At 72.8% G+C, this 25,799-nt stretch carries 25 protein-coding genes; 10 read left to right on the forward strand and 15 right to left on the reverse strand.

Going from position 1 to position 25,799, the window contains the following annotated elements:
* Positions 1-455: 455 nt before the first annotated feature.
* A complete protein-coding gene (locus DMH08_RS26660; RefSeq protein ID WP_125618478.1) occupies positions 456-1,256 on the forward strand; it encodes an ABC transporter ATP-binding protein in 801 nt (266 codons plus the stop codon).
* Positions 1,253-2,599 (forward strand): ABC transporter permease, encoded by a 1,347-nt coding sequence (locus DMH08_RS26665; RefSeq protein ID WP_125618480.1) that lies wholly within the window; start codon positions 1,253-1,255, stop codon positions 2,597-2,599. The genes DMH08_RS26660 and DMH08_RS26665 overlap by 4 nt, the downstream gene beginning before the upstream one ends.
* 51 nt (positions 2,600-2,650) lie before the next feature.
* Here DMH08_RS26665 and DMH08_RS26670 read toward each other — a convergent pair whose 3' ends face one another.
* The 3 genes from DMH08_RS26670 to DMH08_RS26680 form a co-directional block, all read right to left on the reverse strand.
* Positions 2,651-3,433 (reverse strand): oxidoreductase, encoded by a 783-nt coding sequence (locus DMH08_RS26670; RefSeq protein WP_026403962.1) that lies wholly within the window; start codon positions 3,431-3,433, stop codon positions 2,651-2,653.
* Positions 3,434-3,505: 72 nt separating this feature from the next.
* Entirely contained in the window at positions 3,506-4,084 is a 579-nt protein-coding gene (locus tag DMH08_RS26675) for a TetR/AcrR family transcriptional regulator (protein WP_026403963.1), read from the reverse strand.
* A gap of 34 nt (positions 4,085-4,118) precedes the next feature.
* Positions 4,119-4,718: a TetR family transcriptional regulator gene (locus DMH08_RS26680; protein WP_125618481.1), complete on the reverse strand. Its 600-nt coding sequence runs from the start codon at positions 4,716-4,718 to the stop codon at positions 4,119-4,121.
* A 102-nt stretch (positions 4,719-4,820) separates the two neighbouring features.
* Between DMH08_RS26680 and DMH08_RS26685 the strand changes: the two genes are divergently transcribed.
* Together DMH08_RS26685 and DMH08_RS26690 are read left to right on the forward strand one after the other, a co-directional pair.
* Entirely contained in the window at positions 4,821-5,783 is a 963-nt protein-coding gene (locus DMH08_RS26685; protein WP_125618483.1) for an aldo/keto reductase, read from the forward strand.
* A gap of 1 nt (position 5,784) precedes the next feature.
* A complete protein-coding gene (locus DMH08_RS26690) occupies positions 5,785-6,279 on the forward strand; it encodes a hypothetical protein (RefSeq protein WP_125618485.1) in 495 nt (164 codons plus the stop codon).
* 12 nt (positions 6,280-6,291) lie between these two features.
* Here the strand turns inward: DMH08_RS26690 and DMH08_RS26695 are convergent, their stop codons facing one another.
* Positions 6,292-7,254, reverse strand: coding sequence for a DsbA family oxidoreductase (locus tag DMH08_RS26695; protein ID WP_125618487.1), 963 nt, complete (start codon positions 7,252-7,254; stop codon positions 6,292-6,294).
* 63 nt (positions 7,255-7,317) lie between these two features.
* Between DMH08_RS26695 and DMH08_RS26700 the strand changes: the two genes are divergently transcribed.
* The gene (locus tag DMH08_RS26700) at positions 7,318-7,875 is read left to right on the forward strand and encodes a TetR/AcrR family transcriptional regulator (protein ID WP_026403968.1); all 558 of its coding nucleotides are present in this window, start codon (positions 7,318-7,320) and stop codon (positions 7,873-7,875) included.
* Between the two features lie 28 nt (positions 7,876-7,903).
* Here DMH08_RS26700 and dnaB read toward each other — a convergent pair whose 3' ends face one another.
* Positions 7,904-10,075 carry a replicative DNA helicase gene (gene dnaB / locus DMH08_RS26705; protein ID WP_199748026.1) on the reverse strand — a complete coding sequence of 724 codons (2,172 nt, stop codon included), beginning with the start codon at positions 10,073-10,075 and terminating at the stop codon, positions 7,904-7,906.
* A gap of 358 nt (positions 10,076-10,433) precedes the next feature.
* On the opposite strand from dnaB, the gene DMH08_RS26710 reads away from it, so the two are divergent.
* Both DMH08_RS26710 and DMH08_RS26715 read left to right on the forward strand, forming a co-directional pair.
* Positions 10,434-11,738 (forward strand): MATE family efflux transporter, encoded by a 1,305-nt coding sequence (locus tag DMH08_RS26710; protein ID WP_125618504.1) that lies wholly within the window; start codon positions 10,434-10,436, stop codon positions 11,736-11,738.
* 92 nt (positions 11,739-11,830) lie between these two features.
* Positions 11,831-12,019: a hypothetical protein gene (locus DMH08_RS26715; RefSeq protein ID WP_026403971.1), complete on the forward strand. Its 189-nt coding sequence runs from the start codon at positions 11,831-11,833 to the stop codon at positions 12,017-12,019.
* A gap of 9 nt (positions 12,020-12,028) precedes the next feature.
* Here DMH08_RS26715 and DMH08_RS26720 read toward each other — a convergent pair whose 3' ends face one another.
* From DMH08_RS26720 to DMH08_RS26745, 6 genes are all read right to left on the reverse strand, one after another.
* Complete coding sequence (locus DMH08_RS26720; RefSeq protein WP_125618490.1) at positions 12,029-12,748, reverse strand: peptidoglycan recognition protein family protein; 720 nt, start codon at positions 12,746-12,748, stop codon at positions 12,029-12,031.
* A 270-nt stretch (positions 12,749-13,018) separates the two neighbouring features.
* Entirely contained in the window at positions 13,019-13,465 is a 447-nt protein-coding gene (gene rplI / locus DMH08_RS26725) for a 50S ribosomal protein L9 (protein WP_026403972.1), read from the reverse strand.
* A gap of 19 nt (positions 13,466-13,484) precedes the next feature.
* Positions 13,485-13,721, reverse strand: coding sequence for a 30S ribosomal protein S18 (gene rpsR / locus DMH08_RS26730; protein ID WP_026403973.1), 237 nt, complete (start codon positions 13,719-13,721; stop codon positions 13,485-13,487).
* A 139-nt stretch (positions 13,722-13,860) separates the two neighbouring features.
* Positions 13,861-14,424, reverse strand: a complete 564-nt coding sequence (locus tag DMH08_RS26735) for a single-stranded DNA-binding protein (protein WP_026403974.1) — start codon at positions 14,422-14,424, stop codon at positions 13,861-13,863.
* A 38-nt stretch (positions 14,425-14,462) separates the two neighbouring features.
* Positions 14,463-14,753: a 30S ribosomal protein S6 gene (gene rpsF / locus DMH08_RS26740; RefSeq protein WP_026403975.1), complete on the reverse strand. Its 291-nt coding sequence runs from the start codon at positions 14,751-14,753 to the stop codon at positions 14,463-14,465.
* A 249-nt stretch (positions 14,754-15,002) separates the two neighbouring features.
* On the reverse strand, positions 15,003-15,203 hold the full coding sequence (locus DMH08_RS26745; protein WP_034519533.1) for a hypothetical protein: 201 nt from the start codon (positions 15,201-15,203) through the stop codon (positions 15,003-15,005).
* A 204-nt stretch (positions 15,204-15,407) separates the two neighbouring features.
* Here DMH08_RS26745 and DMH08_RS26750 point away from each other — a divergent pair, with 204 nt between their 5' ends.
* From DMH08_RS26750 to DMH08_RS26765, 3 genes are all read left to right on the forward strand, one after another.
* Positions 15,408-15,734 (forward strand): hypothetical protein, encoded by a 327-nt coding sequence (locus DMH08_RS26750; RefSeq protein ID WP_125618492.1) that lies wholly within the window; start codon positions 15,408-15,410, stop codon positions 15,732-15,734.
* A 152-nt stretch (positions 15,735-15,886) separates the two neighbouring features.
* On the forward strand, positions 15,887-16,657 hold the full coding sequence (locus DMH08_RS26760) for a deoxyribonuclease IV (RefSeq protein ID WP_026403977.1): 771 nt from the start codon (positions 15,887-15,889) through the stop codon (positions 16,655-16,657).
* Positions 16,658-16,862: 205 nt separating this feature from the next.
* Entirely contained in the window at positions 16,863-17,234 is a 372-nt protein-coding gene (locus DMH08_RS26765; protein ID WP_125618496.1) for a DUF4190 domain-containing protein, read from the forward strand.
* A gap of 13 nt (positions 17,235-17,247) precedes the next feature.
* Here DMH08_RS26765 and DMH08_RS26770 read toward each other — a convergent pair whose 3' ends face one another.
* The 4 genes from DMH08_RS26770 to DMH08_RS26790 all read right to left on the reverse strand — a co-directional run bounded on the left by DMH08_RS26770 (position 17,248) and on the right by DMH08_RS26790 (position 25,154).
* The gene (locus DMH08_RS26770; protein WP_125618498.1) at positions 17,248-17,778 is read right to left on the reverse strand and encodes a barstar family protein; all 531 of its coding nucleotides are present in this window, start codon (positions 17,776-17,778) and stop codon (positions 17,248-17,250) included.
* 161 nt (positions 17,779-17,939) lie between these two features.
* Positions 17,940-19,382: a glycosyltransferase family 87 protein gene (locus tag DMH08_RS26775; RefSeq protein WP_125618500.1), complete on the reverse strand. Its 1,443-nt coding sequence runs from the start codon at positions 19,380-19,382 to the stop codon at positions 17,940-17,942.
* Between the two features lie 154 nt (positions 19,383-19,536).
* Positions 19,537-21,750: a transglycosylase domain-containing protein gene (locus tag DMH08_RS26780; protein ID WP_026403980.1), complete on the reverse strand. Its 2,214-nt coding sequence runs from the start codon at positions 21,748-21,750 to the stop codon at positions 19,537-19,539.
* 878 nt (positions 21,751-22,628) lie between these two features.
* Positions 22,629-25,154: a transglycosylase domain-containing protein gene (locus DMH08_RS26790; RefSeq protein ID WP_125618502.1), complete on the reverse strand. Its 2,526-nt coding sequence runs from the start codon at positions 25,152-25,154 to the stop codon at positions 22,629-22,631.
* Positions 25,155-25,799 lie beyond the last annotated feature (645 nt).

Below are 25,799 nucleotides of genomic sequence, written 5' to 3' on the forward strand. Positions count from 1 at the left end.
GCCACCAGGTCCCCGGTCGCCAACTCCTCAGCCACCGGACCCTGGCCACCCGCCCCTTACCACCGGGACCCTCACCACTCGCCCCTGGCCAGCGGACCCTCGCCACCAGGTCCCCGGCCGCCAGGTCCCCGGCCGCCAGTGCCTCAGCCACCGGTTCCTTAGCCGGAGCGGGCCGGTACCACTGCGATTGCGAGCGAAGCCAGGTTCGAGCGAAGCAAGAACCTGATCGCGCAGCGAGCCCCCTGGGGCGAGTCGGAGCGATGCAGCAATCGCACGCAAGGCCCGTTGAAGGAAGGCCGCCCCGCGGCCTGACGCCGAGGGCCTTGCAAATAAACACAGTGGGGTTTTGTCTACCTCGATCGGCGTGCTGGACCCATCTGCCGGGGCGTGCGCGGTCCGTAGCTTCGTATCCGGAGGCGCTCCGGGTGGGGGCGCACGGGCGGAAGGCGGAATCGATGTTCGGACGCAAGACCGCGCCCCCGGCCGAGAGGTCGGGTGAGGCCCTTCGGCTTGAGGGAGTTCGGAAGGTCTACGGGACGGGCGACGGCCGGGTGGCGGCGCTGGACGGGGTGTCGCTGTCGCTGCCCGCGGGGTCGTTCACGGCGGTGATGGGCCCGTCCGGAAGCGGGAAGAGCACGCTGCTGCAGTGCGCCGCGGGGCTGGACCGGCCGACCGAGGGGCGGGTCCTGGTGGACGGCGCCGAGCTGGCGGGCGAGACCGAGGCGGCGCTGACCCGGTTCCGCCGGGAGCGGATCGGGTTCGTGTTCCAGCACTTCAACCTGCTGCCCGCGCTGACCGTCATGCAGAACGTGACGCTGCCGCTCAAGCTGGCGGGGCGCCCGGTGGACCGGGGGGCGGCCGCGGACGTGCTGCGGCGGGTCGGGCTCGGCGACCGGCTCGGGCATCTGCCGGCGGAGCTGTCCGGCGGGCAGCAGCAGCGGGTGGCGATCGCGCGGGCGCTCGTCGCCCGGCCCCGCGTCCTGTTCGCGGACGAGCCGACGGGGGCGCTCGACACGCGGAGCGCCCGGGAGGTCCTCGCGCTGCTGCGGGAGACCGTCCGGGCGGGCGGGCAGACGATCGTGATGGTGACGCACGACCCGGTCGCGGCGGCCTGCGCGGACGCCGTCCTCTACCTGGCGGACGGGCGGATCGTGGGGCACCAGCCGGCGCCGACGGCCGAGGCCGTCGCCGAGCGGATGACGCACCTGGCCGACGAGGTCGAGCGCCAGCGCGTCCCGGCGGGGGCGGGCCGGTGACCGCCCTGGCACTGCGCTCGCTGCGCAAGCGGACCGGCGCGTTCACGGCGAGCTTCCTCGCCCTGTTCCTCGGCGCGACGATCCTGATGGCGTTCGCGTCGATGCTCGACACGGCGTCCGGCACGAGCGGGGCGGCCCACGAGACGCTGGTCACGATGGCGAGCGTCGTCGGCGGCTGGGGGCTGCTGCTGGTGGTGTTCGCGGTGACGTCCACGCTGACGCTGTCGGTGCGGCAGCGGTCCGCGGAGATGGCGCTGCTGAAGAGCGTCGGCGCGACGCCCGCGCAGCTCACCCGCATGATCACCGGGGAGGCGGCGGTGCTCGCGGTGGTCGCGTCGCTGCTCGCGGTCGGTCCGGCCGTCCTCGCCGGGCGCGCCCTGCTCGGGCTGCTGCACGACACCGGGCAGGTCCCGGGGAGCGTGCCGCACGCGTTCGGCCCGGTCGCGGTCTCGATGGGCGTCGGGATCACGTTCGTCTCGGCGGTCGGCGCCGCGCTGCTCACCGCGCGCCGCCTGGCGCGCGGCCGGATCGCCGACACGCTCGCCGAGACCGACTCGGGGCGGCTCACGAGGAAGCGGGCCGCCTTCGCGTGGTTCTTCTTCGCGGTCGCGCTCGGCGAGGCGGTCGTGACCGTGACGGTGATGCGGGACGAGGGCAGCAACGCCATGGCCACCTCCGGGCAGGCCGACATCTTCGCCGCGCTCGGCCTGGCGCTGCTCGCTCCCGCGATCGTGCGGCGCGCGGCGTCCGTCCTGGCCGGTCCGCTGCGCCGGTTCGGCGGCGTCGCGGGCGACCTGGCGGTCACCGGGATGCTGCGCCGGACGGGCGCGACGGCCGCCGCCGTCACCCCGGTGATCCTGTTCACCGGCATCGCGGTCGGCACCCTCTACATGCAGTCCACCGAGAACTCCGCCGCCGCGGCCGCGGGGATCGTCAAGACCTCCGAGGACAGGAACATCGAGACGCTCAACTTCGTGGTGATCGGGATGGTGGTCCTCTTTACGGCGATCATGCTGGTGAACACCCTGGTCGCGGCCACGGCGCACCGCCGCCGCGAGTTCGGCCAGACCCGCCTCGCCGGGGCGACGCCGCGCCAGGTGATGGGCACGGTCGCCGTCGAGTCGGCGCTGCTGACCGTCATCGGCGTGGTCTGCGGGTCCGCGGCCTCGCTGTTCACGATCGTCCCGTTCAGCCTGGTGCGCGTCGACTCGCCGGTGCCGGAGGGCGGGGTGTGGACGTACGTCGGGGTCGTCGCGCTCGCCGCGGTCCTCACCGGCGCGACCGCCGCCCTGTCGACCCGCCGCGTCCTGCGCGCCCCCGCGATCGAGGCTGTCTCGGCCTGATCCGGCACGGTCCGTCCCCCGCGGGAGGCTCCCGCGGGGGACGAACGTCGTTCAGCTCGCCTTCACCGAGCCGCCGTCGATCAGGTACTCGGCGCCGATGGTGTTGCCCGCGACGTCCGACAGCAGGAACGCGATCAGCGCCGCGACCTCGCCGGGTTCGGTGATGCGGCCGGTGGTGATCCCGGCCGCGGCCGGCATCCCCTCCAGCAGGGCGGCGTGCTCCACCCCGACCGCCGCGGCCATCTTGCCGCCGAAGCCGTCCGGGTCCTCCCAGATCGCGGTGCGGGTCACGCCCGGCGAGACGGTGTTCACGCGCACCCCGCGCGGCCCGAACTCCTCGGCCAGCGACTTGCCCAGCGCGGTGAGCGCCGCCTTCGCCGCGCTGTAGGCGACCGGGCCGGCGGCGGGCATCCGCGCGTTCATGGACGACACGTTGACGATCGACCCGCGCCGCTCGATCAGGCTCGGCAGCGCCGCGCGCGTCACCCGGACGGCGCTCATCAGGTTCACGTCGAGGATCGAGCCCCACGCGGCGTCGTCGACGTCGAGGAACCCGCCGGGCTCGACGGCGTCCCCGCCCCCGACGTTGTTCACCAGCAGGTCGATGCCGCCCAGTTCGGCGAACGCCTCGTCCATGAGCGCCGCGACGCCGTCCGGCGTGCTCAGGTCGGCCGCCACGGCGTGCGCCCCGGTCTCCTTCAGCTCGGGCGTGACCGTGCGGGCGGCGCCGACGACGCGCACCCCCTCGGCCGTCAGGGTCCGGACGGTCGCGAGGCCGATGCCCCGGCTGGCACCGGTGACCACGGCGGTCTTCGCGTCGAGGTTCAGCTGCATGACGTCTCCTTCTTGAACTACAGGTACAAAACAAGGGCCGAAAAAACGGCGGACGAACCGCCGCATACAGAGTCAGAGGGAGTCGATCACCCCGTCGATCACCCGGTTGAGCCGTTCGGGGCCGTCGGCGACCCGGGCCAGCAGCCGCAGGCCCACGACCGTGTTCGACAGCAGGCCGCCGAGCGCGGCCGCGTCCCGCTCCGGCGCGATCTCCCCCGCCCGCTGCCCCTCCTCGACCAACGCGCGGAAGGCCGCCTCGGTCCGGTCGAGCATCCGCCGGACCAGCTCGCTCGCCTCCGGGTCGTCGCGCCCCAGCTCCGCGGCCGTGTTCACGGCCATGCAGCCGCGCCGCCCGCCGTCCGCGAGGTCCATCGCCACGAGCATCTCCAGCGCCCCGCGCAGCCGCTCCTTCACCGGCCCCGGACGCTCCAGCACCGCGACGAACGCCACCGCCTGGTCGTCCCGGTACCGCCGGAGCGCCCGCTCGAACAGTTCGTGCTTGCTGCCGAAGGCGTTGTAGAGGCTGCCCTTGCCGATGCCGATCGCGTCGACCAGGTCCTGCGGGGTCGTCCCGGCGTAGCCCTTACGCCAGAACACCTGCATCGCCCGCTCGACCGCGACGTCCGGATCGAACTGCTTCGGCCTCCCCATGCCCGAACCACTAGCACGGTTCTTGACCTCTAGGTCAAGAACCTTTCCCGGCGCGCGGCGGGAAGATCGCCGCGACCGCGCGGACGACGGCGTCCCGGCGGGCGGACGGCGCCGGATCGGCCGCCGCGCACCGGGCGACGGCCGAGAGTTCCCCCTGGTCGAGCCAGGTGTGGGCGATCTGCGACACCAGGGCCAGCACGTCCACCGGATCCCACGAGGCGTCCAGGTCCCCCGCCTCCTGGGCGCCGCGGATCCGCTCGACCTTGCAGCGGATCGCGTCCCGGTACAGCGCGGAGGCGGGGTCGTCGGAGACGTCGCCGGTCAACTCCAGCCGCCCCCAGGCGATGAACCGGTACCGGTCGGGGTGCGCCGCGAAGTAGTCGAACAGCTGCCCGGCATAGGCGGGCAGGTCGGCCGGGTCCAGGTGGACGGCGTCGGCCGCGGCCGCCAGTTCCCGCGCGGCCACGAAGGCGTACAGCTTCTCCTTGCTGCGGAAGTACGCGTACACGCGTTCCTTGCTCGTCTGGGCGGCCCTGGCGATCCGGTCGACCCGGGCACCGGCGATCCCGTGCCCGGCGAACTCGGCCCCCGCCGCGGCGACGATCCGGTCACGGGTGGAGTCGGTGCTGGCCATGCCGTCAGCCTAGCCAACCGAACCGTTCGGTTTGACCGCGCGCCGGGGCACACTAGGCTGGCCATACCGAACGGTTCGGTTCGTCCTCGGGAGGGAACCACCATGCAGCAGCGCACTCTGGGCCGCCAGGGCCTGGTCGCTTCGGCCATCGGCTACGGCGCGATGGGCATCTCGCTCGGCTACGGCCCCGGCGACGACGCCGAGGGCGCCGCCGCCATCCGGCGCGCCCGCGAGCTGGGCGTCACCCACTTCGACACCGCCGAACTGTACGGCTGGGGCGCCAACGAGAAGATCGTCGGACGGACCGTCGCCCCCTTCCGCGACGAGATCACCATCGCGACCAAGTTCGGCTTCACCCGCGAGATGGGCACCGACTCGCGCCCCGACCACATCCGCGACGTCCTCGACAACAGCCTGCGCTACCTCGGCGTCGACCACGTCGACGTCCTGTACCAGCACCGCGTCGACCCGGACGTGCCCATCGAGGACGTCGCCGGCACCGTCAAGGAACTCATCGAAGCGGGCAAGGTCAAGTACTTCGGGCTCTCCGAGGCCGGGCCGCAGACCATCCGCCGCGCCCACGCCGTCCAGCCCGTCTCGGTCCTGCAGACCGAGTACTCCCTGTTCGAGCGCGACGTCGAAGAGCTCTTCCCCGTCCTGCGCGAACTCGGCATCGGCTTCGTCGCCTACTCCCCGCTCGGCCGCGGCTTCATCACCGGCACCGCCAAGCCCGCCGGCGAGTACGACCCGACCGACATGCGCAACCACGACCCCCGCTGGCAGCCCGGCAACTACGAGAAGAACCTCGACGCCGTCCGCCGCTTCGCCGACCTCGCCGCGGCCAAGGACGCCACCGTCGCCCAGCTCGCCATCGCCTGGCTCCTCGCCCAGGGCGACGACATCGTGCCGATCCCCGGAACCCGCAGCCCCGCCCGGGTGGAGGAGAACACCGCCGCCGCCGACCTCCGGCTCACCCCGGCCGACCTGGACGCCATCGCCGAGATCCTGCCCACCGGCGGCTTCGGCGCCCGCTACGCCGGCGGCGCCGTCCCCACCTGGATCTGACATGGGCTTCATGGCCGACCTGGCCGAGCCGCTGATCCGCCGCGGCCTCGTCCGCCCCGACGACCTGGACGGCTGCACCGCCGGCGAGATCGAAGCGCTGATGGCCGCCCAGGGCGTCACCGCGCTCCCCTCCCTCTACCGGGAGTTCCTGGAGTTCGGCGGCCGCACCCCCTACTGGCTCGCCCGCTACGAGTGGGACTACACCTGGCTGCTGGAAGAAGCCAAGGACACCGCCCGAGAGATCGTCGTCGACGACGGGCTCGACTGGGCGTCCTTCGCCGACACGTTCGTCTTCCAGACCCACCAGGGATACCTGTTCTTCTACTTCCGCGCCGAAGACCTGACCCTGCCGGACCCGCCCTACTGGGTGTACCGGCAGGGAGGCGAGGTCGCCGGCGGCGAGCCGTTCAGCCGATTTCTCCAGGACTTCGCCGACGCGCTCCCCCGCCTCGCCGCCGGGCGCACGCGCCCCGGCGACGGGCAGGCCCCCGCCTGACCGGCCGGCCGGTCAGGCGAACTCGGGCGCCATGGCGGCGGCCATCTTCAGGTGCGGGGCCGCCCGGTCCGCGTCGCCCAGGCGCTGGAGGGTGCGGCCCAGCAGGAGCCGCGCGTAGGCGTCGTCCGGCGCGGCGGCGATCAGCCGCTCCAGCACGCCGCGGGCGCGGGCCAGCTGGGCCGAGTGGAAGTAGGCGCGGGCCGCGACCCGGCGGACGTTCAGGTCGTCGCCGTGCCCGTCCAGCAGGGGCTTCAGCAGGACCAGCGCGCCGAGCGGGTCGCGCCGGTCCAGCAGGGACTCGGCCCAGCGCAGGCGCCGCACCTCCGCGGGCATCTCGCGGCCGCGGTCTCCGCCGGCGAGGAAGCCGGCGATCGCCTCCGGCGGCTGGGCGCCCGCCAGCGCCCGGTCGCCGACCACGATCGTCGGCGACGTCGCGATGCCCCTCGCCTTGCCGACCAGGAGGAGTTCCCGCACCTCGCGGTCCCCGGCGCCGGTGCCGAGCAACGCGGCCCCCTCGGCGAATCCCGACCGGACGGCGACGTCCCCGAGGAGGCGGCGGTCGCTGATGTCGGCGCCCTCGATGAAATGCGCCCTCATCACCTGCTCGGCGACCTCGTTCTGCAGCGCGGTGCCGCCGTGCTCCAACGCCAGGTGCAGCAGCCGGTGCGCGCCGTGGCTGCCGGCGCGCCAGGCCGCCCCCCACCGCGGCCCCAGCCCTTCGTCCGCCGCGATCCGGGAGACGCGGACCCGGTTCTCCGCAGGCGTCAGCCCCGGCGCGCACTGCCGGAGGGCGCCGTCGACCATCGGGTCGCGCAAGGCTTCCTCAAGGGGAACCGCCCGGTCGGGCGTGGTCGGGTCGATCCTGAAGGGACGCCAGATCACCTCCGCTTCGGCGCCGTCGAGCGCCTTCTCCAGGCGCCGCTTGCCGATGAACGCCCACGCGCAGACCACGTCCGCCCAGATCTCGATTCGCATACCGAGGACACTAACCGACATCTGTCGATTAGTAAATCGACAGATGTCGGTTAGTGTGGCGGCATGAACCCGGACGACCCTCGCGCCGTCCGCAGCCGCGCCCGGCTGCGGACGGCGATCCTGGACCTGGCCGCGGCCAAGGAGACCACCGCGATCACCATGGCGGAAGTCGCCAGGCACGCCGGCGTGAACCGGGCCACCGTCTACCAGCACTTCCCCGACGTGAACGCGCTGGTGACCGACGCCATGGAGGACGCGCTGGCCCACGTGGCGCGCGCGGCGGCGCTCTGCCCCCTCGACGCGCCCCGGGACGACGTGCCGCCACCGCTCCGCGCGCTGTTCCAGCACGTCTCCGACAACGCGGCCCTGTATCGGCGCATGCTGGGCAGCCGGGGAAGCGCGCTGTTCGCCGCGCGCATGCGGGCACGGCTGACCAGCGAACTGGCGGCCTCGTTCCGGGACGGGCGCCGCCCCGCCGGGGTCGACGACGTGCCGGCCGGGGTGCATGCCGCGTACCTGGCGGGCGCCCTGATCGGCGTGCTCGCCACCTGGGTCGACGACGACGCCCCCGCGCCGGTCGAGGAGACCGCCCTGGCTTTCTGGCGCCTGTTCCGGAACTGACCCCGGACCCTCGTGCCCGCCCCGTCCGCTACTGGGCCATGTCGACGAACCGGCTGTAGTGCCCCTGGAACGCGACGGTCACGGTCGCGGTCGGGCCGTTGCGGTGCTTGGCGACGATCAGGTCGGCCTCACCGGCCCGCGGCGACTCCTTCTCGTACGCGTCCTCCCGATGCAGCAGGATCACCATGTCCGCATCCTGCTCGATACTGCCCGATTCGCGAAGGTCGGACACCATGGGCTTTTTGTCTGTTCGCTGTTCGGGGCCTCGGTTGAGCTGCGACAGCGCGATGACGGGGACGCCGAGTTCCTTCGCGAGCAGCTTCAGCGACCGGGAGAACTCCGACACCTCGACCTGGCGGCTCTCCACCCGCTTCCCGGACGTCATCAGCTGCAGGTAGTCGATGATCACCAGGCGCAGGTCGTGCTGCTGCTTCAGCCGCCGGCACTTCGCCCGGATCTCCATCATCGACATGTTGGGGGAGTCGTCGATGAACAGGGGCGCCTCCGCGACCTCGCTCATCCGCCGCGCGAGCCGCGTCCAGTCCTCGTCCTGCATCGTGCCGGACCGCATCGCGTGCAGCGCCACCCGCGCCTCCGCCGACAGCAGCCGCATCGTGATCTCGTTGCGGCCCATCTCCAGGCTGAAGAACGCCGAGGTCAGCCCGTGCTTGATCGACGCCGCCCGCGCGAAGTCGAGCGCGAGCGTCGAGTTGTGGGTCGGGATGCACGAGCGCCCCGCCAGGTACATGTGGTCGTCGTTGTCGACCTGGACGCACCGCACCGGCACGCTCGCCACCGGACGGACGTCGACGATGTGCCGCTCACGCGCGTCGTCGAGGACGATCCGGTGGGTGCGGCCGTCGCCGGCGGGTTCGACGGCGGCGCGCCTGCCGAGGGTCAGGAGGAGTTCGCGGACGGCGTGCGCGAGGACCTCGTCCGCGAGCGTCAACCGGACGCGGCCGTCCGCCCCGGTGGTCGCCGCCGTGTCGAGGAGGCCGTCCAGCAGGGCCAGGCGCTGCCGGACGGACGCGCGCAGGCACACGTCCGGGAGGTGCGGCGCGCGGCCGGCGCCGAGGCGGAGCCCGAGGAGGTAGGGGTCGGCGGGGAGGTCGGCTTCGGGGAGGTCGAAGGGCGCGGCGACCTCGACCGCGTGGTTCCGCGTGCCGTGGCGGAGCGTCGCGAAGATCTCCGCCGTCGTCCGGACGGCGCGGCCGCCGGTCTCGGCGGCCGCCGGGGACGTGCACCGGTGGGCGGCCGTCAGCATGGCCGTCGTGGTCCTCCTGCCCTGGCCCGCCGGGCGCAGGTGCCCGGGCGGAGCGGTGGTGCGCCACTGGTGTCCGGCGTCGGCGACGATGACCTCGCCGTCGGAGAACTCGACCTCGTAGCAGGGGCGGTCGCGCATCACGTCGGTGGCGGCGACGACGCGGGTCGGCTCGCCGTCGGCGCCGATCAGGCGGTCGCCGACCCGGACCTCGCCCATCGTCGTCCAGCCCGTGGGGGTCGGCAGCGGTGTGTCCAGTCCGAGCGCCTTGCCCATCGCGGGGCGGGCGGCGACGACGATCATCTGGCCCGGGTGGAGGCCGTTGGTGAGGGCGTCGAGGTCGGCGAAGCCGGTGGGGGTGCCGACCATCTGGCCGCCGCGGCTGCCGATCGCCTCGATCTCGTCCAGCGCGCCGGGCATGATCTCACTGAGCGGCACGTAGTCCTCGCCGGCGCGCTTCTCGGCGATGGCGAAGACCTCGGCCTGGGCGCGGTCGAGGACCTCGTCGGCGTCGGCGCCGTCGGCGGCGTAGCCCATCTGGACGATGCGGGTGCCGGTCTCGACGAGGCGGCGCAGCACCGCGCGCTCGTGGACGATCTTGGCGTAGTAGCCCGCGTTGGCGGCGGTGGGCACCGAGGAGATCAGCGTGTGCAGGTAGGGGGCGCCGCCGATGCGGTTGATCTCGCCGTTCTTGGTCAGCTCGCCCGAGACGGTGACGGCGTCGGCGGGGTCGCCGCGGCCGTAGAGGTCGAGGACGACGTCGTAGATGATCTGGTGCGCGGGGCGGTAGAAGTCGGAGGTGCGCAGGACCTCGATGACCTCGGCGATGGCGTCCTGGGAGAGGAGCATGCCGCCGAGGACGCCCTGTTCGGCGGCGATGTCGTGCGGGGGAGTGCGCTCGAACTCCTGCTCCTGAGGCCCGATGTCGGACACGCTCACGGCTGCACCCCCTTCATCTCGGACGGCGGCGGCCCCGTCCGCGCGACGCCCGTGCGTCTCAGGTCTATCCGAGGCGTCGGACATTCTCCCGAGCGCGGCGGGCCGGGAGCAAAGCGGCCTGTGGACAACTCTGTGGACAACCTGTGCAAACACGCCGTGGAGCTTGTGCACGACCTGTGGACAACTCTGGGGAAAGTTCTCTACAAGATCGCCTGGCGAGTCGCTGACCAGGCATGACGTCATCCACCGGGTGTGAGGGAAAGAAAGTCGGCCGGGAAGTCCAAGGTAAGGGGTGAAAGCCGTTTCGCCGGTTACAGCCTGGTAGGTTTCAGCGGTGACGAACCCCCGCCGCCGCCTCATGAACGCACAGGACCGCGAGATCCTGCGGCTCGCCGTGCCGGCGTTCGGCGCCCTCGTCGCCGAACCGCTGTTCCTGCTGTCGGACAGCGCCATCATCGGGCATCTCGGCACCCACCAGCTCGGCGGGCTCGGGGTGGCGGGGCAGGCGCTGAGCACCCTGGTCTACCTGTGCGTGTTTCTCGCGTACGGGACGACCGCGGGCGTCGCGCGCCAGGTGGGCGCCGGGGACCTGCGGGCCGCGATCCGGCAGGGCATCGACGGGATGTGGCTCGCCCTCGCGATCGGCGCGGTGATCGTCGCCGCGGCGTGGCCGCTGGTCCCGGGGATCGTGGACGCTTTCGGGGCCTCGCCCGACGTGGCCCCGTACGCGGAGACGTACCTGCGGGTGAGCCTGTTCGGCATCCCCTCGATGCTCGTGGTCCTCGCCGGGACGGGCGTCCTGCGGGGGCTGCAGGACACGCGGACGCCGCTGCTCGTGGCCGTTGGGGGGTTCGGCGCGAACCTCGTGCTCAACGTGCTGTTCGTGATCGTCCTGGAGTGGGGGATCGCGGGCTCGGCGTGGGGGACGGTGATCGCGCAGACGGCGAGCGCGGCCGTCTACGTCGCGGTGGTGCTGCGGGGCGCGCGGCGGCACGGGGCGCCGGTGCGGCCGGACGCCGCGGGGCTGCGGACGGCGGCGACCGCGGGGTTCGGGCTGCTGCTGCGGACGGCGGCGCTGCGGGTGGTGCTCATCGTCGGGACGTCGATCGCGGCGCGGATGGGCGACGCGGAGATCGCGGCCTACCAGGTCGGGTTCCAGGTGTGGACGCTGCTGGCGTTCGCGCTCGACGCCATCGCCATCGCGGGGCAGGCGATCACCGGGCGGTACCTGGGGGCGTCGGACGTCGCGGGGACGCGGGCGGTCACCCGCCGGATGGTGGGGTGGGGCGTCGTCTGCGGGGTGCTGTTCGGCGTGCTGATCCTCGCGGCGCGGCCGCTGCTGCCGGGGCTGTTCACCGGCGACGACGCCGTGCGGGACCTGCTGCTCGCGTCCCTGCTGCTGGTCGCGCTGCTGCAGCCGGTCGCGGGCGTGGTGTTCGTGCTGGACGGCATCCTGATCGGCGCGGGCGACGGCGCGTACCTCGCGGTGACGACGCTCGCCGCGACGCTGGTGTTCCTGCCCGCGGCGCTCGTCGCGTACTGGACGGGCGCGGGGCTCGTCGGGCTGTGGATCGCGATCGGGCTGTGGATGGCCACGCGGATGCTCACGCTCGGCCTGCGGGCGCGCGGCGACCGCTGGATGGTGACCGGCGCCGTCCGCTGAGCTACGCGGAGTCACGTTACGTGTTCGAAAGTGTGCGTATCGAATCGGCAAAGCACACACGCCCCATGCTCCACGCTCACTACTATTCGAACATGTGTTCTACGGACGGCGAGCGGTTGGCCCGGCTGGCGCAGGCGATCGACGACCTGGCGGCGGAGGGCCTGGCCGAGCTGCCTCCGGAGACGCTGGTGGAGCGGGTCGCGGGCATCTGGTCGCTGGTGGAGGAACTCGATCCGGAGATCGCCCGCCGCCGCTCCGGCTACACCGCCCGCGACACGTGACGGGCGCGCTCAGCCGAACGGGTCGAACGGCGGGAAGATCGACGCCTCCGGGTACCCGCCGCCCTTCGGCGGCCCGTCCAGCCGCTTCGCGACCTCGCGGCGCAGGTCGGGGAGCCGCCGGTAGAGCCGGTCGCCCGGGCAGGCGGTCGCGTTGAAGTCGCGGTGCCCGACGATCGCGTCGGACGGGTCCAGGCGGTACTGCTCGCAGAGCCACGCGCACACCTCGACCAGCGAACCCCACAGCCGCTGGGGCACGCCGCTCCTGGTGTAGGTGCCCTCGTTCTCGATGCCGATGGTGTGGTCGTTGTGGTGGAGCACCTGCGCACCGACCGCGAGCCGCCCGGCCCGGATCGAGCTCAGGCTCTGGTTGCGGCCCTCCATGACGATGCCGCCGCGGCTGATCGTGAGCTGCTGGCCGGCGTCGTCCCAGCCGTTGTCCCGCATGTGCCAGCGCTGGATGCTGCGCGACAGCGCGAACGCGTGCGCGAGGGACCGGTCCTTGCTGTTCGCCGTGGCGGTGTGGTGCACGATGATGCGGTCCGGTGCCCGGTTCAGCACCTTCGCGGCGCGTTTGGGCGGACGGGCTTTCCAGTCCTCGCGCGTGTAGACCCGGGGCTCGTTCGCCCGGAACTCCGCGCGTTCGCCGGGCGGCGTCGCCTCACCGGGCGACGGCTCCTCGCCGGGCGCCGCCTGCCCGCCGGGCGGCCCGGCGGCTCGTTCGTCCGCCATGGCCCCATGGTGCGGCCCGAGTCCCGCCGCGAGCAAGCCGGCCCCCATGGCCCCGCCGATGACCGTCCGGCGCGACACCGGCGGCTCGAACTGCGGATCCTCCCCCGATCGCACGATCAACACCCTCCCCGTCCGTCCCGTAGTGATCTAGTAACGGAACGTATCCGGCGGTGGTCGATCACCCAAGCACCGGGGGGGTCGCTGGCGTTTCACGTGAAGCGGCCCCCGCGCGGCGAACCGCGCGGGGGCCGTTTCGGGGCCGTGCGGGCGTCAGCCCTCGACGACGTCGACGTCGATGGTGGCGTTGACGTCCGAGTGCAGCCGGATGCTGACCCGGTGCGTGCCGACGGTCTTGATCGGGTTGCCGATCTCGATGCGGCGGCGGTCCAGGTCGGGGCCGTCGGCGGCCTTGACCGCCTCGGCGATGTCGGCGGCGGTCACCGCGCCGAACAGGCGGCCGTTGCTGCCGGTCCGGGTGCGCAGCGTGACGCGCAGCCCGCCGAGCCGGTCGGCGACCTCCTTGGCGTGCTCGACGGTCGCGATCTCGCGGGCCGAACGCGCCTTCTTGATCGAGTCGATCTCCTTCTCGCCGCCGCGCGTCCACCGGATGGCGAACCCGCGCGGGATCAGGTAGTTGCGGCCGTAGCCGTCGCGGACCTCGATGACGTCACCGGGCTCGCCGAGCCCGGAGACCTGCTGGGTCAGGATGAGCTTCATGATCTGCTTCCCCCCGGCCTCAGCGCGCGGTGCTGGTGTAGGGCAGCAGCGCCATCTCGCGGGCGTTCTTGATCGCCGTGGCGACGTCGCGCTGGTGCTGGGTGCAGTTGCCCGTGACACGACGGGCACGGATCTTGCCGCGGTCGGAGATGAACTTCCGCAGCAGGACCGTGTCCTTGTAGTCGACGTAGGAGATCTTCTCCTGGCAGAACACGCAAACCTTCTTCTTCGGCTTGCGCGGAGGTGGCTTCGCCATCGTGGTGCTCCTTTGGGAGAGCCCCGCTCACGCGGGAATGGACGTGTGCTGGATCATTGCTCCGCCGGGGTGCGGCGGACGTCTGGGACCGCGGCGGCGCGGAACCGCCGCCGGGTGCCGGCCGGCGCCGGGGCAGGCGCTAGAACGGCGGGTCGTCGTTGTAGCCGCCGCCACCGCCGCCGGTGGCCCAGGGGTCGTTGCCCGGGGCGCCCTGCTGCTGGCCGCCGCCGCCGAAACCGCCCTGGGGCTGCCCGCCCCCGAAGCCGTCGCCGCCGCCCTGCTGGCCGCCGCCGAAACCGCCGCCGCCGCCGAAGCCGCCACCGCCGCCTCCGCCGCCCTGCCGCTGGGTCTTGTTGACCTTGGCGGTGGCGCTGCGCAGTGACGGGCCGACCTCTTCGACGTCGATCTCGAAGACGGTGCGCTTGTCACCCTGGGCCTCGTAGGTCCGCGCCTTGAGCCGGCCCTGCACGATGACCCGCATGCCGCGCTGCAGGCTCTCGGCCACGTTCTCCGCGGCCTGCCGCCAGACGCTGCAGGACATGAACAGCGTCTCGCCGTCCTTCCACTCGCCCGACTGGCGGTCGAACGACCGCGGCGTCGAGGCGACGCGGAAGGAGGCGACAGGTACGCCGCTGTTGGTGAAGCGCAGGGTCGGGTCCTCGACGAGGTTCCCGACGAGGGTGATTACGGTGTCGCCTGCCATGGGGCTCGCTCCGGCTGCTCTGAGGGCTGAGCCCTGGCTCAGTGGACCTCGGGACGGATGACCTTCGTGCGGAGGATCGACTCGCTGAGGTTGAGCTGCCGGTCGAGCTCCTTGACCGTGGCGGGCTCAGCCGACAGGTCGACCACCGCGTAGATGCCTTCGGACTTCTTCTGGATGTCGTACGCCAGGCGACGGCGGCCCCAGACGTCGACCTTCTCGACGCTGCCACCGTCGTCCTTGACGACCTTCAGGAACGGCTCGAGGGCCGCCGGAGCGGTGCGCTCGTCGATGCCGGGGTCGAGGATCGTCATGACTTCGTAACGACGCATGCTGGTCCCTACCTCCTCTGGACTGGTGCGGTCACGGTCTCTCCGTGACAGGAGGGCTGTCGCGTCTCCCGCGGCGGTCGGCTGCCCGGATCGCCGGGCGGACCTGCCACGGGACCGATACAGGCTACCAACTCGGCAGGTGGCCCGTGACCGCGTTCCGCACGCCGCCGGTGCCGCGCGCCGGTTCCCCGCCGGCGCGCGCCCCCGGCGTCCGCGCCGTCCCCGGACGCGGCCGCCGCGGGGCTCCCGTCAGCGGTGCGCTCCGGGACGCGCGCCCTGGCGGCCGCCGGAACGCGGACCGGGACGGGACGACGCCGAGCAGCGCCGCCGTTCCAGCTCGGTCATGATGTCGGTCATGCGGGCGCGCATCCGGGCGGTCTGCGTCGTGAGCAGCGTCAGCTCCTCCACCAGCTCCGCGTCCCCGATCAGCGCCAGCTCGCTGTGGTCCATTGCCTCGCCTCCGCCTTCTCCCCGCTTCCCCTCGGGGACGGCCTCGACTCGTTCTCGAATCCGTGTTCGACCGTACCGGGTGCCGCCGACATTTTCCGCCCGGGCTCGCAGGTTGATCCTCATCCGTCCCGGGAACCCTTAGATCACCGTCCGTCCGGTCGACCGGCCCGCCGGCCGAGCGGCGACACACCACGAGGAGGTCCGATGCCACAGGAGGCAGCCGGGAGCAGGCAGGCGGCCCGAAGCGGTCCGGACGCGGCCGCGCGTCCCGACGTCCAGACCGAATCGCACGCGGTGGGGAACGCGCTCGCCGCCGCCTCCATCACCATCGGGATCGCCGCCCTCGTCCTGGGCTGGATCCCCGCGACCCATCTCCCCGGCGCGATCGCGGCCGTCATCGGCCTGCCGCTCGCGCTCTACTCCCAGATGATCTCCGGAACGATCAACCAGCGGTGGCTCAACATCATCGGCATGATCGCCGCGTTCCTCGGCGGCGCGTTCGCGCTGAGCCACGGCGGCTTCTCCGTCTGATCCCCCGCGCGACCGCTCTCGCGCGCGCCCGCCCCCTCGCGCGGCGCCGGGACGGCGGCCCCGCGCACGCCCGAGGACGCGCGCCGGGACGCGCGCCGGAGCGTGGGCGAAGTCGCACCGTACTGTCGTCCTCCGCGGCTAACCTCGGTGGCATGCGCATCGGAGCCCACGTCGACCAGACCAACCCGCTGGACAACGCACGCGCCATCGGCGCCGACGTCGTGCAGTTCTTCCTGGGCGACCCGCAGGGGTGGAAGAAGCCCGTCCTGCCCGAGGGCGTCGAGGCGCTGGCCGGGTCCGGCGTGGACGTGTTCGTGCACGCCCCGTACACGATCAACGTGGCGACGTCCAACAACCGCATCCGGATCCCGAGCCGCAAGAACCTCACGCAGCAGCTCGAGGCGGCGGCGTCCATCGGCGCGAAGGCGCTGATCGTGCACGGCGGGCACGTCCTGAAGGACGACGACCCGGAGACCGGCTTCGAGAACTGGCGCAAGGTGTTCGAGCGGGTCGAGTGCCCGATCCCCGTCTACATCGAGAACACCGCGGGCGGCGGCAACGCCATGGCCCGGAAGTTCGACCGGATCGCCCGGCTCTGGGAGGTGCTGTCGGGCGTCCCGGGGCTGGAGTCCAAGCTCGGGTTCTGCCTCGACACCTGCCACGCGCACGCGGCGGGCGAGGCGCTCATCGACGCCGTCGACCGGATCAAGGCCATCACCGGACGCATCGACCTCGTGCACTGCAACGACAGCCGGGACGCGTTCGGGTCGGGCGCCGACCGGCACGCCAACCTCGGCAGCGGCAGCATCGACACCGACCTCATCCTCACCGTGGTGCGGGCGGCGGGCGCGCCGGTCGTGGTGGAGACCCCGGCGGCCGGGCAGGCCGACGACATCGCCTGGCTGCGCGAGAACCTCGGCTGACCGTCCCGTCCGTCCGGTCCCGGAGCGCGGACGGACGGTCTTCCTCGGAGTTCGCGGGAACCCGAGCGGCGCGGGCTGCGTCTAACCCGATCGACAACACAGGATGGCGCCGTGATCCGTTCGTGGGTCACACTGGCTTAATCCGGAACCAGTCCTCCGCGCACGCGCGATCTCGCCGGTGGCGCGCGAACCGAACGGGGAACCCATGGCACAGCCCCCTTACGACCCCTACGGTTACGGGTCCCAGGACCCGTACGCCCAGTACCAGGCCCAGCCCGCGGTGCAGCACCACCACTACGGCCCGCCGTCGGCGCCCCCCACCAACGGCATGGCGACCGCCTCCATGGTGTGCGGGCTGATCGGCATCGTGTTCTGCGGCTTCACGTCCATCCTGGCGATCATCTTCGGGCACGTCGCGCAGTCCCAGATCCGGCGGACGCGCGAGGGCGGCTCGGGCATGGCCACCGCCGGGCTCGTCATGGGGTACATCGTCACGGCGATCTGGGGGCTCGTCTGGCTCCTCTACTTCATCGGCGTGATCGCGCTGGCAGGCGCCGGCGCCGGCTCCACCTACTAGCCCGCCCGGACGGTCACGCGAGCCGGGGCACGCCCGCCACCTCCACGCCGACGCTCGACAGGAGCACGGTCATGGGGGTGGCGGTGTCGCGCCAGCGCTTGACCGCCCCGGCGAAGAGGTCCAGTACCGCGCGGAACGCCGGCTGGTCGTCCTCCGCGAGTTCGGACCACGACTCGTACAGCACCATGTACCCGTGCTCCGCGGGCGCCCAGGACAGGTCGGTGAGGGCGCCCTCCAGGGCTTCCCAGGTGGTGCCCACCCCCTCGGGGAAGCCGAAGGTCTCGCCGCACAGCCGCAGGAACTCGCCGCTGTCGGAGGCGCGGCGTCCGTCCAGGTGGAAGCCGCGCCAGCCGGCCTCCCCGGCCCGCTCGGTCCAGGCCGCGTCGCCGAGCGCTCCCGCCGCGGGGGGCGTCCGCCACTGGTAGACGCCCGGTGCGAGGCGTCCGGCGGTCAGTTCGTCCAGTGCTCGATTCGCGTCCACGTCGTCATCTCCCCGGTGGTTCGCGCGCCCCGCGTCCGCGGGGTCCCGGGCAACGGCGATCATGCCCCAGAAACCCCCGCAAAACCATGCGTTCCACCCACGTGCCGGACGTCCGGCCCGGCACGCCCGCGTCCCAGGGGCCTCCGGCGCACCGCGAATCCCCGAAGTTCTCCGTGACCTTGGGCGACCCGCGGAACCGCCGGGGCGCGCGTGACCTCCGTGACCTACGGGACGGCCGATGCAGCGGCCCCGCGGGCCGTGCGGCGCGCGGCGCGCCACCGCCCGAGCGACACCGCGTCGTCCGCGCCGTCGAGGACGCCGCCCGCGGGATCGTCCGCGCCGTCGGCTCTGACCGCGTCGGCGGACGGGCGCAGCACCTCCCACACGATGAGCGCGGCGAGTGCGAGCACGGTGACGAACCGGGCGAGCAGCGCGATGTTGTAGACGTCCTGGCCGATGCCGCCCTCGGGGGCGTCCAGGGCCAGCACCGCCGACAGCGTGCCGGACAGGTCCGCGCCGGTGGTCTGCGCGGACACCGACAGCAGGAACCACCAGATGCCGAAGAAGTAGACGATCTCGCCGACCTGCCAGGCGACGAACGCGGGGAGCTTCGGCCGGGCCAGCACCGCGAGGGGCAGCAGCCACAGCACGTACTGCGGCGACCAGACCTTGTTGGGCAGCATGAACGCCACCAGGACGAGGAACATCAGCTGCGGCAGCCGGGGGCGGCGCGGCGCGGCCAGCGCGAGCACCCCGATGCCGGCGCAGAGCACGAGGCAGGTGCCGGTGCCGAGGAGGTTGAGCCGGCCGGTGTCGTCCAGTCCGGGCATGCCCTGGTCGCGGAGGAAGAACCAGATGGAGCCCCAGTCGATGCCGCGGTCCTGGCTGAACGTGTAGAACTGCAGCCACCCGTCCCAGGCGAACAGCATCACCGGGAGGTTCGTCGCGAGCCACGCGGCGGCGGTGCCCGCGAGCATCCGCCCCATCGCCCGCCACTGGCCCGCGCGCACACAGAGCAGGACGAGCGGGCCCAGGAACAGCAGCGGGTAGAACTTCGCGGCGATGGCCAGCCCCAGCAGGACGCCCGCGAGGGCGGGCCGTCGCTTCGACCACGCCGCCAGCGCCAGCGCGGACAGCCCGACGGCGAGCAGGTCCCAGTTGATGTACGCGCTGAGGAGCAGCGCGGGGGACAGGGCGACCATGAGCCCGGTGCGCAGCGAGCGGCGCCCGGCCGCGTACGCCGTCGCCAGGACGGTCGCGACCGCGAGGACGGCGAGCAGCAGCACGGTCACGTTGTAGAACGCCATGCCCCGTCCGTCGTCGCCGAACGGGGACACGAGCCACGCGACGAGCTGCATGAGCCCGCCGCTCAGCACCGGGTACTCGACGAACCGGATGTCGGTGCCGGGGAACGAGTCGAAGTACGGGATCAGCCCGTCGTTCAGCCCGCGCACGTAGTAGAGCGGGTAGACGTCGGTGTAGCAGGCGTTCGTCGTCGTCTCGATGAAGTCGAAGCCCGCGGACGAGCACGGCCGCTTCTGCAGCCATCCCAGCAGGCACACCAGGGCCGTGGCGCCCGTCAGGACCGGGACGAGCCGCGCCATGCGCCCGCGGACGTCCCCGGTCTCGGCGTCGGGCTTCGCGAGCCTCTCAGAAGACGACGACATGGACAGCAAGACTATTGGTGATCGAGCCCGCGCGCGCCCGGGGCTTGCACCGGTCCATTCGGCCGGGGGCGCCGCTCCCGGCACGCGGAAGGCCCGGATCCGCGTGCTGCGGCTCCGGGCCTTCCGGCCGGGCTGGGGCGTTACCGCCGTCCCGTCAGTCGTTCTGCGTATTGGGACCGTTGGGGCCGCCGGGGCCCTCCGGGTTCTCGGGGCGGCACTCGGGGACGGTCTCCCGCCTGTTCTCCCGGTCGCACCACCAGTCCGGGTAGCCCGGCGGGGGGAGGGCGGGGTCGCAGCCGACCGGCGTGTTCCACGGAGACGTGCAGGGCTTCTTCGCTCCGCCGGTCGGCTGGCCGGTCGGGCTCTCCGTCGCCGGCGGCGATTCGCTCTGGCAGTTCTCGCCGTCCTGGCCGCCCGGCCCGTCCTGCCCGGGGCGGCAGGAGGGGGACGTCGACGTGGACGGCGACGACGACGGCGAGGGCGTCGTCAGCTCGGGCTTGGCCCAGGCGGCGACCTCACCGCCGTACACGGCGGGCTCGAACTGCATGACCGGCTGGCCCTTGTGCGCCTGCATCATGAACGTCTTGAACAGGTCGGCGGGGACGGTACCACCGTAGACCTGGGTGTAGTTGCCGATGCCCTCCAGGGACAGCCGGTTCCTGTTCTTGTCCTCGCGCCACATGGCCACGGCCGTGGACAGTTGCGGGGTGTAGCCGACGAACCAGGCCGACCGGTGCTTGTCGGTGGTACCGGTCTTGCCGGCGACCGGGCGGTCCGGGAGGGCGGCGCGCTCACCGGTACCGCTCGTGACGACGTCCCGCATGGCGGCGGTCGCGTCGCGCGCGACGCCCTCCTCGAAGACCCGCTCGCCGTCGCCCCACGGGTTCTTCTTGACGACCTCGCCGTCCTCGTTCTTGACCGGATCGCCGTTGATCTTCTCGATCGACTTGATCACGTGCGCGGGCCGGTGGACGCCGCCGGCCGCGAACGTCGAGTACACCGACGCCATCGTGACCGAGCTGGCGTCGATGACGCCCAGCGGCAGCGAGGTGACGGGCTCGAGCGGGGCGTCCTTCATGCCCATCTTCTTGGCCATCTGGATGACGTTCTCAAGGCCGACCTTCTGGCCGAGCTCCACGTACGACGTGTTGATCGACATCGCCGTCATCTCTTGGAGGTCGTAGACGCCGTCCTCGGCACGGTTGTCGTTCGTGAACGGCGTGCCGTTGATGACCCGCCGGTAGCTGCCGTCCATCGTGGTCTTCAGGCTGATGCCCTGGCTGAGGGCGGTCGCGAGCACGATCGGCTTGAAGGACGAACCGGGCTGCACCTTGCCCTGGAACGAGTCGTCGAACTGCTGCTCCTCGTAGCCGGGGCCGCCGTACGCCGCGATGACGCCGCCCGTCTTCGGGTCGACCGCGCTGAGCCCGAAGTGGATCTCCTTGCCGAGGCCGTTGTCCTTCTTGATCTTCTCGACGGCCTTGGCGGTGAACTCCTGGAGCCCGTGGTCGAAGGTCGTCGTGATCTTCAGGCCCTCGGTCTCCAGGGCGGTCTCCGGGATGCCCAGCGCCTCCAGCTCGCGGACGACGCGCTCGCGCAGGTAGCCGGCCTGCTCGCCGCCCTGCACGTCGCTCCACTCCTTCTGGGTCTGCGGGAACTTCATCGCCTGGCGCTTGCTCTCCTCGAGCCAGCCCTCCTCGACCATGCCCTTCAGCACGTAGTTCCAGCGGAAGACCAGCGCTTCCTTGGCCTTCTTCTTCTCCGGGTCGGTGGGGTTGCCGTAGGTGACGAAGTAGCTCGGCTGCTGGATCATCGCGGCGAGCAGCGCGGCCTGCTCCACGGTCAGCTTGTCGACCGTCGTGTGGAAGTAGGCGCGGGCCGCGGCCTGGATGCCGTACGCCTGCCGCCCGAAGGGGACCGTGTTGAGGTAGAGCTCGAGGATCTTCTCCTTCTTCTCCTCGTTGCCCAGCCGGATGGAGATCATGATCTCCTTCAGCTTCCGGCTGACGGTCCGCTCCTGGCTGAGCCCCGCGAAGTAGTTGCGGGCGAGCTGCTGCGTGATCGTCGACGCGCCGGTGACCTCGCCGCCGGTCGCCGCCGTCACGACCGCCCGGGCGATGCCCGACGGCGAGACGCCCGGTTCCGTCCAGAACTTGCGGTCCTCGGCCGCGAGCACCGCGTTCTGCACGTGCTTCGGCACTTGATCGAGCGGGACGCTGGTCCGGTTCATCCCGACCCGCGCCAGCACCTCGCCGTCCTTGTACTCGATCACCGAGGACTGGCGGACGGCGTCCGCCTGCGCCTCGTCGGGGATCGGCGTCTGCACGTACACCACGACGAGGAGCGTCGCGATGGCGACGATGCCCACGGTGACGACCGAGAGGGCGACCTTCCAGGACGGGACGTACTTCCGCCAGCCGGTCTTCTCCGGCTTGTCCGACGGCTTGCCGCGCCGCCCCCCGGGACCGCCCGGGCCGCCGGGTCCGCCCGGACCGCCCTGCCGCCGCGGACCGGGACCGCCCGGCCCGCCGGGACGCCCCTGCCCGCCGGGGCCGCCGGGGCCGCCCGGCCTGCCCGGACCGCCCGGGCCGCCGGGACGTCCAGGCCCCCCGGGCCCTCCCGGACCGCCGGGGCCGCGTCCCGGCGGGGGGCCGGACGGGCCGGACGGCATCGCCGCGGGCTGCCCGCGGCGCCGCCCTCCCGGGGGGCCCGCGGGACGGGCCGGACCGCCGCCGCGCCCGCCCTGGCGAGGCCCCGGCCGCGGCTGCCTGCCGGGCGGCGGGGAGCCGCCGGGGTTCCCGCGCTGACCGCCGCCGGAAGGGCCGGGGCGGGGGGCGCGCCTGCGGCCCTGGCTGTCTCCGTATTCCGGTCCGTATCGGCTTGGGTTACTCACGCGGCCTCATCAACTGGGGTACGGCTGTGCGTCGTCAGAGGGTACTGCGCACGTGCGGACGTGGGGGCGGGAGCGGTTGCGCCCGATGCCCCTGTGGGGGTCGAACGACCTCGATCATGCCATCCGGTACCGGTTCGTCCGGACCGTTCCGGCGCGATGCCCGATTCCCGGCCCGGCCTGCCCGGCCGCGCGGCGGCGGCGGGGGGCGCCGTGCCGCCCGCCGCCGCGGGCGGCGCCGCCCGCGGCGGTACGCGAACATAATTCATGTCACACCCCGATCTGACAGGACCTCACCGGCGGGACGCCCGGCGGCGCCCGCCGCGCCGCGGGCCGCGATCACCGTCATCGCCGCCTCACTCCGGCGGTCTGCCGAACGGGAGCAGCGGCCGCACGTCCTCGAACTCGGTGTCGCGGTTCCGGCCCCCGCGCCCCCGGCACTGCTCGGCGCCGCGGTTGATCTGGCACCACCACCGCGGCGGCGGGTCGCTCGGCGGCTTGCGGATGTCGCACTCGCCGTTCGGGATCGGCGACCGGCACGGCGGCTTGTCGCCGCCCCCGCCGCCCTCGCCGCGGCACCGCGGGTCGAGGTTGCCCCACGGCTCGTCGCACCACTCCGGCTTCTCGGGCTTCTTCGGCTTCGGCGGCTTCGCCCACTTCTGCGCGATCCCGCCGAACGTCGGCTCGGGGAACGCCTTGGCCTCCAGGCCCTCGGTCGCCCGCACCATGTACGCGCGCCACAGCCGCGCCGGGATCGTCCCGCCCTCGACCTCGCCGATCCCCGGCAGGACGACCGACTTCTTCTTGCCGTCCGGCCCGTTCGCGTCGCTGAACATCGTCACCGCGGTCGACACCTGCGGCACGTAGCCGACGAACCACGACGACACGTTCCGGTCCGTGGTGCCCGTCTTGCCCGCGACGTCCCGTCCGTCCGGCAGCCGCGCCGCCGTCGCCGTGCCGCCCCGGACGACCTGCTGCATCGCGTACGTCGCGTCCGCCGCGACGCCCTTGCTGAAGATCCGCCGCGACTCGTACTTCGGCTTCAGCCGCACCGTCTCGTTGTCGGTCTGCTTCACGATCCGGATGACGTGCGGCTCGTGGTAGACGCCGCCGTTGGCGAACGCCTGGTACCCGGCCGCCTGCTCGATCGCCCGGATGTCGTTGACGCCGAGCGCCAGGTTGATCCCGACGTGCCCCTTCAGCAGGTCGGGGGAGATGCCCGCGTCGGTCTCGGTCTCCTTCACCTCGTCGACGCCGACCTTCCCGGCGAGCTGCAGGAACGCGGTGTTGACCGAGTCCTGCAGCGCCTTCGTCAGCGTGATCGCCGGGCCGACGTCGTGGGTGTTCGGGACGACCGTCGCGCCCGCCGTCCCCTTCGGCACCACGTTGCCGTTCGCGTCGATCGGGGTGTTCGACCGCCCCTCGACGAGGCTCTTGAGGCTGTACCCCTGCTTCAGCGCGGTCGCCAGCACGTACGGCTTCACCGCCGACCCCGCCTGCGCGGAGCCCTGCCACACGGTGTTGAACGACTGCTCCAGGTAGCCCGGCCCGCCGTAGAAGGCGATGACCTCGCCGTTCTCGGTGTTGACCGACACCAGCCCGACCTGGATGTCCTTCTTCGCGAGCTTCTTCGGGTTCACCTGGGAGATGCTGTCCTCGACGGCCTTGCGCGCGTCCGCCATCCGCTTGCGGTTGAACGTCGTGTACACCCGCAGGCCCTTGGTGGTGAGCTCCTGCTCGTCGATGCCGCGCCGCCGCAGCTCCTCCTTGGCCCGCATCAGCATGTAGCCCTGCTGGCCCTCGTACAGCTGGTCGCCGGCGTTGCGCGAGAAGACCTTGGGGAAGGTCTTCTTGTACTTCTCCGCGTCCGCCGCCTTCATCTGGCCCATGCCGACGAGCCCGTTCAGCGTGTACTCGTAGCGGCCCTGCGCCCACTGCCGCCACTGCTTCTCGGCCGGGTCGCGGTTGGGGTGCTGGATGAGCCCGCCGAGCAGGGCGGCCTGGTCGGGCTTGAGCTCCCAGACGTCCTTGCCGAAGTACTCCCGGGACGCCGCCTGGATCCCGTACGTGTTCCGGCCGAGGTAGATGGTGTTCAGGTACAGCTCGAGGATCTCGTCCTTGGTGTACTTCTCCTCGAGCTTCACCGAGATGAACAGCTCTTTGAATTTCCGGCTCATCGTCCGGTTGTTGGGGTCGGAGTAGTAGTTCTTGGCGAGCTGCTGCGTGATGGTGGAGCCGCCGCCGGACCCGCCGGTCAGGTTCTCCCACGCCGCCCGCGCGGTGCCCTTGACCGAGAACCCGGGGTCGGAGCGGAAGCTGCGGTTCTCCGCCGCCAGCACCGCGTTCTGCACGACCTCCGGGACCTTCTCCAGGTCGACGCTCTGCCGCTTCTTCCCGATCCGGCCGATCTCGCTGCCGTCGGTGTAGTAGAAGATCGACGCCTGGTCCTGGACGCCCTCGACCGTCGGCTCCGCGGGGGTCGGCGTGTTCGAGTACGCGACCCACACCAGCGTCACCACGCTCGCGACCCCGAGCCCGATGACCCCGGCCACCAGCTTCCACGAGGGCAGGAAGCGCCGCCAGCCGCTGTCGCGCGACCGCAGGTGGCCGAGAAGGCCCCGCTTCCCCTTCCCGGGGCCGCCGGTCCCGCCCGGCCCCCCGGGTCCGCCGGGGCCGCCCGGTCCGCCCGGCACGCCCCCGGACCCGAACCCGACCGCCTTCGCGGGCGGGTCCGTCGCCGTCGTCTGCGCTCCGCCGCCGGGCGGCGTCCCCGGCGGGCCCATCGCGGCGCCGCCGAACCCGCCCGGGGCACCGGACGCGCCCGGAGCGTTCGGAGCCCCCGGGCCGGCGGGCACGGGCGCCCCGCCCCGGAACACGTCCACGCTCGTCTCCGGGGAAGGCGCGCCCCGGTCGGTGCCCGGGACGTCCGAGCCCGAAGGCCCGGACGCGGGGAAGCCCGCACCCGGTGCGGGACTCGCCCCGGGAGCGTCCGGAACGTTCGAGGACGCAGGAGCGGGCCCGTTCGGCGCAGGCGCGCCCAAGGGGTCGCCGCCGCGGGGGACGTGCACGGTGGCGTCGCCGAACCCGTCCGACGCGCTCGGGCCGGTCCCCGGCGGGCCGCTTCCGGGCCCGCCCGCGGCCGGGGCGCCTTCCGCGTTCGCGGCAGGGGACGGCGGCCCGCCCAGCGGACCGCCCAGAGGGTCGGAACCGGGAGGCACATGGACGGTCGCGTCGCCGATCTCGGGGCCCGGACCGGAGGCCGACGGCGCGGGGCCGCTCAGCGGACCGCCGAGGGGGTCGCCGCCCGAGGGCACGCGCATCGTGGCATCGCCCAGATCGGTCCCCGGCGCGCTCCCGAAAGCGCCTGGACCGCTCAACGGACCGCCGTCCAGCGGTCCCGCGCCCAGCGGACCGCCCAGAGGGTCGGAACCGGGAGGCACATGGACGGTCGCGTCGCCGATCTCGGGGCCCGGACCGGAGGCCGACGGCGCGGGGCCGCTCAGCGGACCGCCGAGGGGGTCGCCGCC

It is taken from the genome of Actinomadura sp. WAC 06369, assembly GCF_003947565.1.
GTDB classification, from domain to species: Bacteria; Actinomycetota; Actinomycetes; order Streptosporangiales; family Streptosporangiaceae; genus Spirillospora; species Spirillospora rifamycini.

Excerpts from the sequence above, each read along its gene's own strand:
- DMH08_RS26675 (WP_026403963.1), bottom strand. The coding sequence starts at position 4,084 with ATGGGGAGGCCGAAGCAGTTCGATCCGGACGTCGCGGTCGAGCGGGCG.
- DMH08_RS26660 (WP_125618478.1), top strand. The coding sequence starts at position 456 with ATGTTCGGACGCAAGACCGCGCCCCCGGCCGAGAGGTCGGGTGAGGCC.
- DMH08_RS26670 (WP_026403962.1), bottom strand. The coding sequence starts at position 3,433 with ATGCAGCTGAACCTCGACGCGAAGACCGCCGTGGTCACCGGTGCCAGC.
- DMH08_RS26760 (WP_026403977.1), top strand. The coding sequence starts at position 15,887 with ATGCGCATCGGAGCCCACGTCGACCAGACCAACCCGCTGGACAACGCA.
- rpsF (WP_026403975.1), bottom strand. The coding sequence starts at position 14,753 with ATGCGTCGTTACGAAGTCATGACGATCCTCGACCCCGGCATCGACGAG.
- DMH08_RS26680 (WP_125618481.1), bottom strand. The coding sequence starts at position 4,718 with ATGGCCAGCACCGACTCCACCCGTGACCGGATCGTCGCCGCGGCGGGG.
- rplI (WP_026403972.1), bottom strand. The coding sequence starts at position 13,465 with ATGAAGCTCATCCTGACCCAGCAGGTCTCCGGGCTCGGCGAGCCCGGT.
- DMH08_RS26750 (WP_125618492.1), top strand. The coding sequence starts at position 15,408 with ATGCCACAGGAGGCAGCCGGGAGCAGGCAGGCGGCCCGAAGCGGTCCG.
- DMH08_RS26770 (WP_125618498.1), bottom strand. The coding sequence starts at position 17,778 with ATGATCGCCGTTGCCCGGGACCCCGCGGACGCGGGGCGCGCGAACCAC.
- DMH08_RS26690 (WP_125618485.1), top strand. The coding sequence starts at position 5,785 with ATGGGCTTCATGGCCGACCTGGCCGAGCCGCTGATCCGCCGCGGCCTC.
- DMH08_RS26685 (WP_125618483.1), top strand. The coding sequence starts at position 4,821 with ATGCAGCAGCGCACTCTGGGCCGCCAGGGCCTGGTCGCTTCGGCCATC.
- DMH08_RS26710 (WP_125618504.1), top strand. The coding sequence starts at position 10,434 with ATGAACGCACAGGACCGCGAGATCCTGCGGCTCGCCGTGCCGGCGTTC.
- DMH08_RS26700 (WP_026403968.1), top strand. The coding sequence starts at position 7,318 with ATGAACCCGGACGACCCTCGCGCCGTCCGCAGCCGCGCCCGGCTGCGG.
- DMH08_RS26695 (WP_125618487.1), bottom strand. The coding sequence starts at position 7,254 with ATGCGAATCGAGATCTGGGCGGACGTGGTCTGCGCGTGGGCGTTCATC.
- DMH08_RS26720 (WP_125618490.1), bottom strand. The coding sequence starts at position 12,748 with ATGGCGGACGAACGAGCCGCCGGGCCGCCCGGCGGGCAGGCGGCGCCC.
- DMH08_RS26775 (WP_125618500.1), bottom strand. The coding sequence starts at position 19,382 with ATGTCGTCGTCTTCTGAGAGGCTCGCGAAGCCCGACGCCGAGACCGGG.
- DMH08_RS26735 (WP_026403974.1), bottom strand. The coding sequence starts at position 14,424 with ATGGCAGGCGACACCGTAATCACCCTCGTCGGGAACCTCGTCGAGGAC.
- DMH08_RS26715 (WP_026403971.1), top strand. The coding sequence starts at position 11,831 with ATGTGTTCTACGGACGGCGAGCGGTTGGCCCGGCTGGCGCAGGCGATC.
- DMH08_RS26745 (WP_034519533.1), bottom strand. The coding sequence starts at position 15,203 with ATGGACCACAGCGAGCTGGCGCTGATCGGGGACGCGGAGCTGGTGGAG.
- rpsR (WP_026403973.1), bottom strand. The coding sequence starts at position 13,721 with ATGGCGAAGCCACCTCCGCGCAAGCCGAAGAAGAAGGTTTGCGTGTTC.
- DMH08_RS26765 (WP_125618496.1), top strand. The coding sequence starts at position 16,863 with ATGGCACAGCCCCCTTACGACCCCTACGGTTACGGGTCCCAGGACCCG.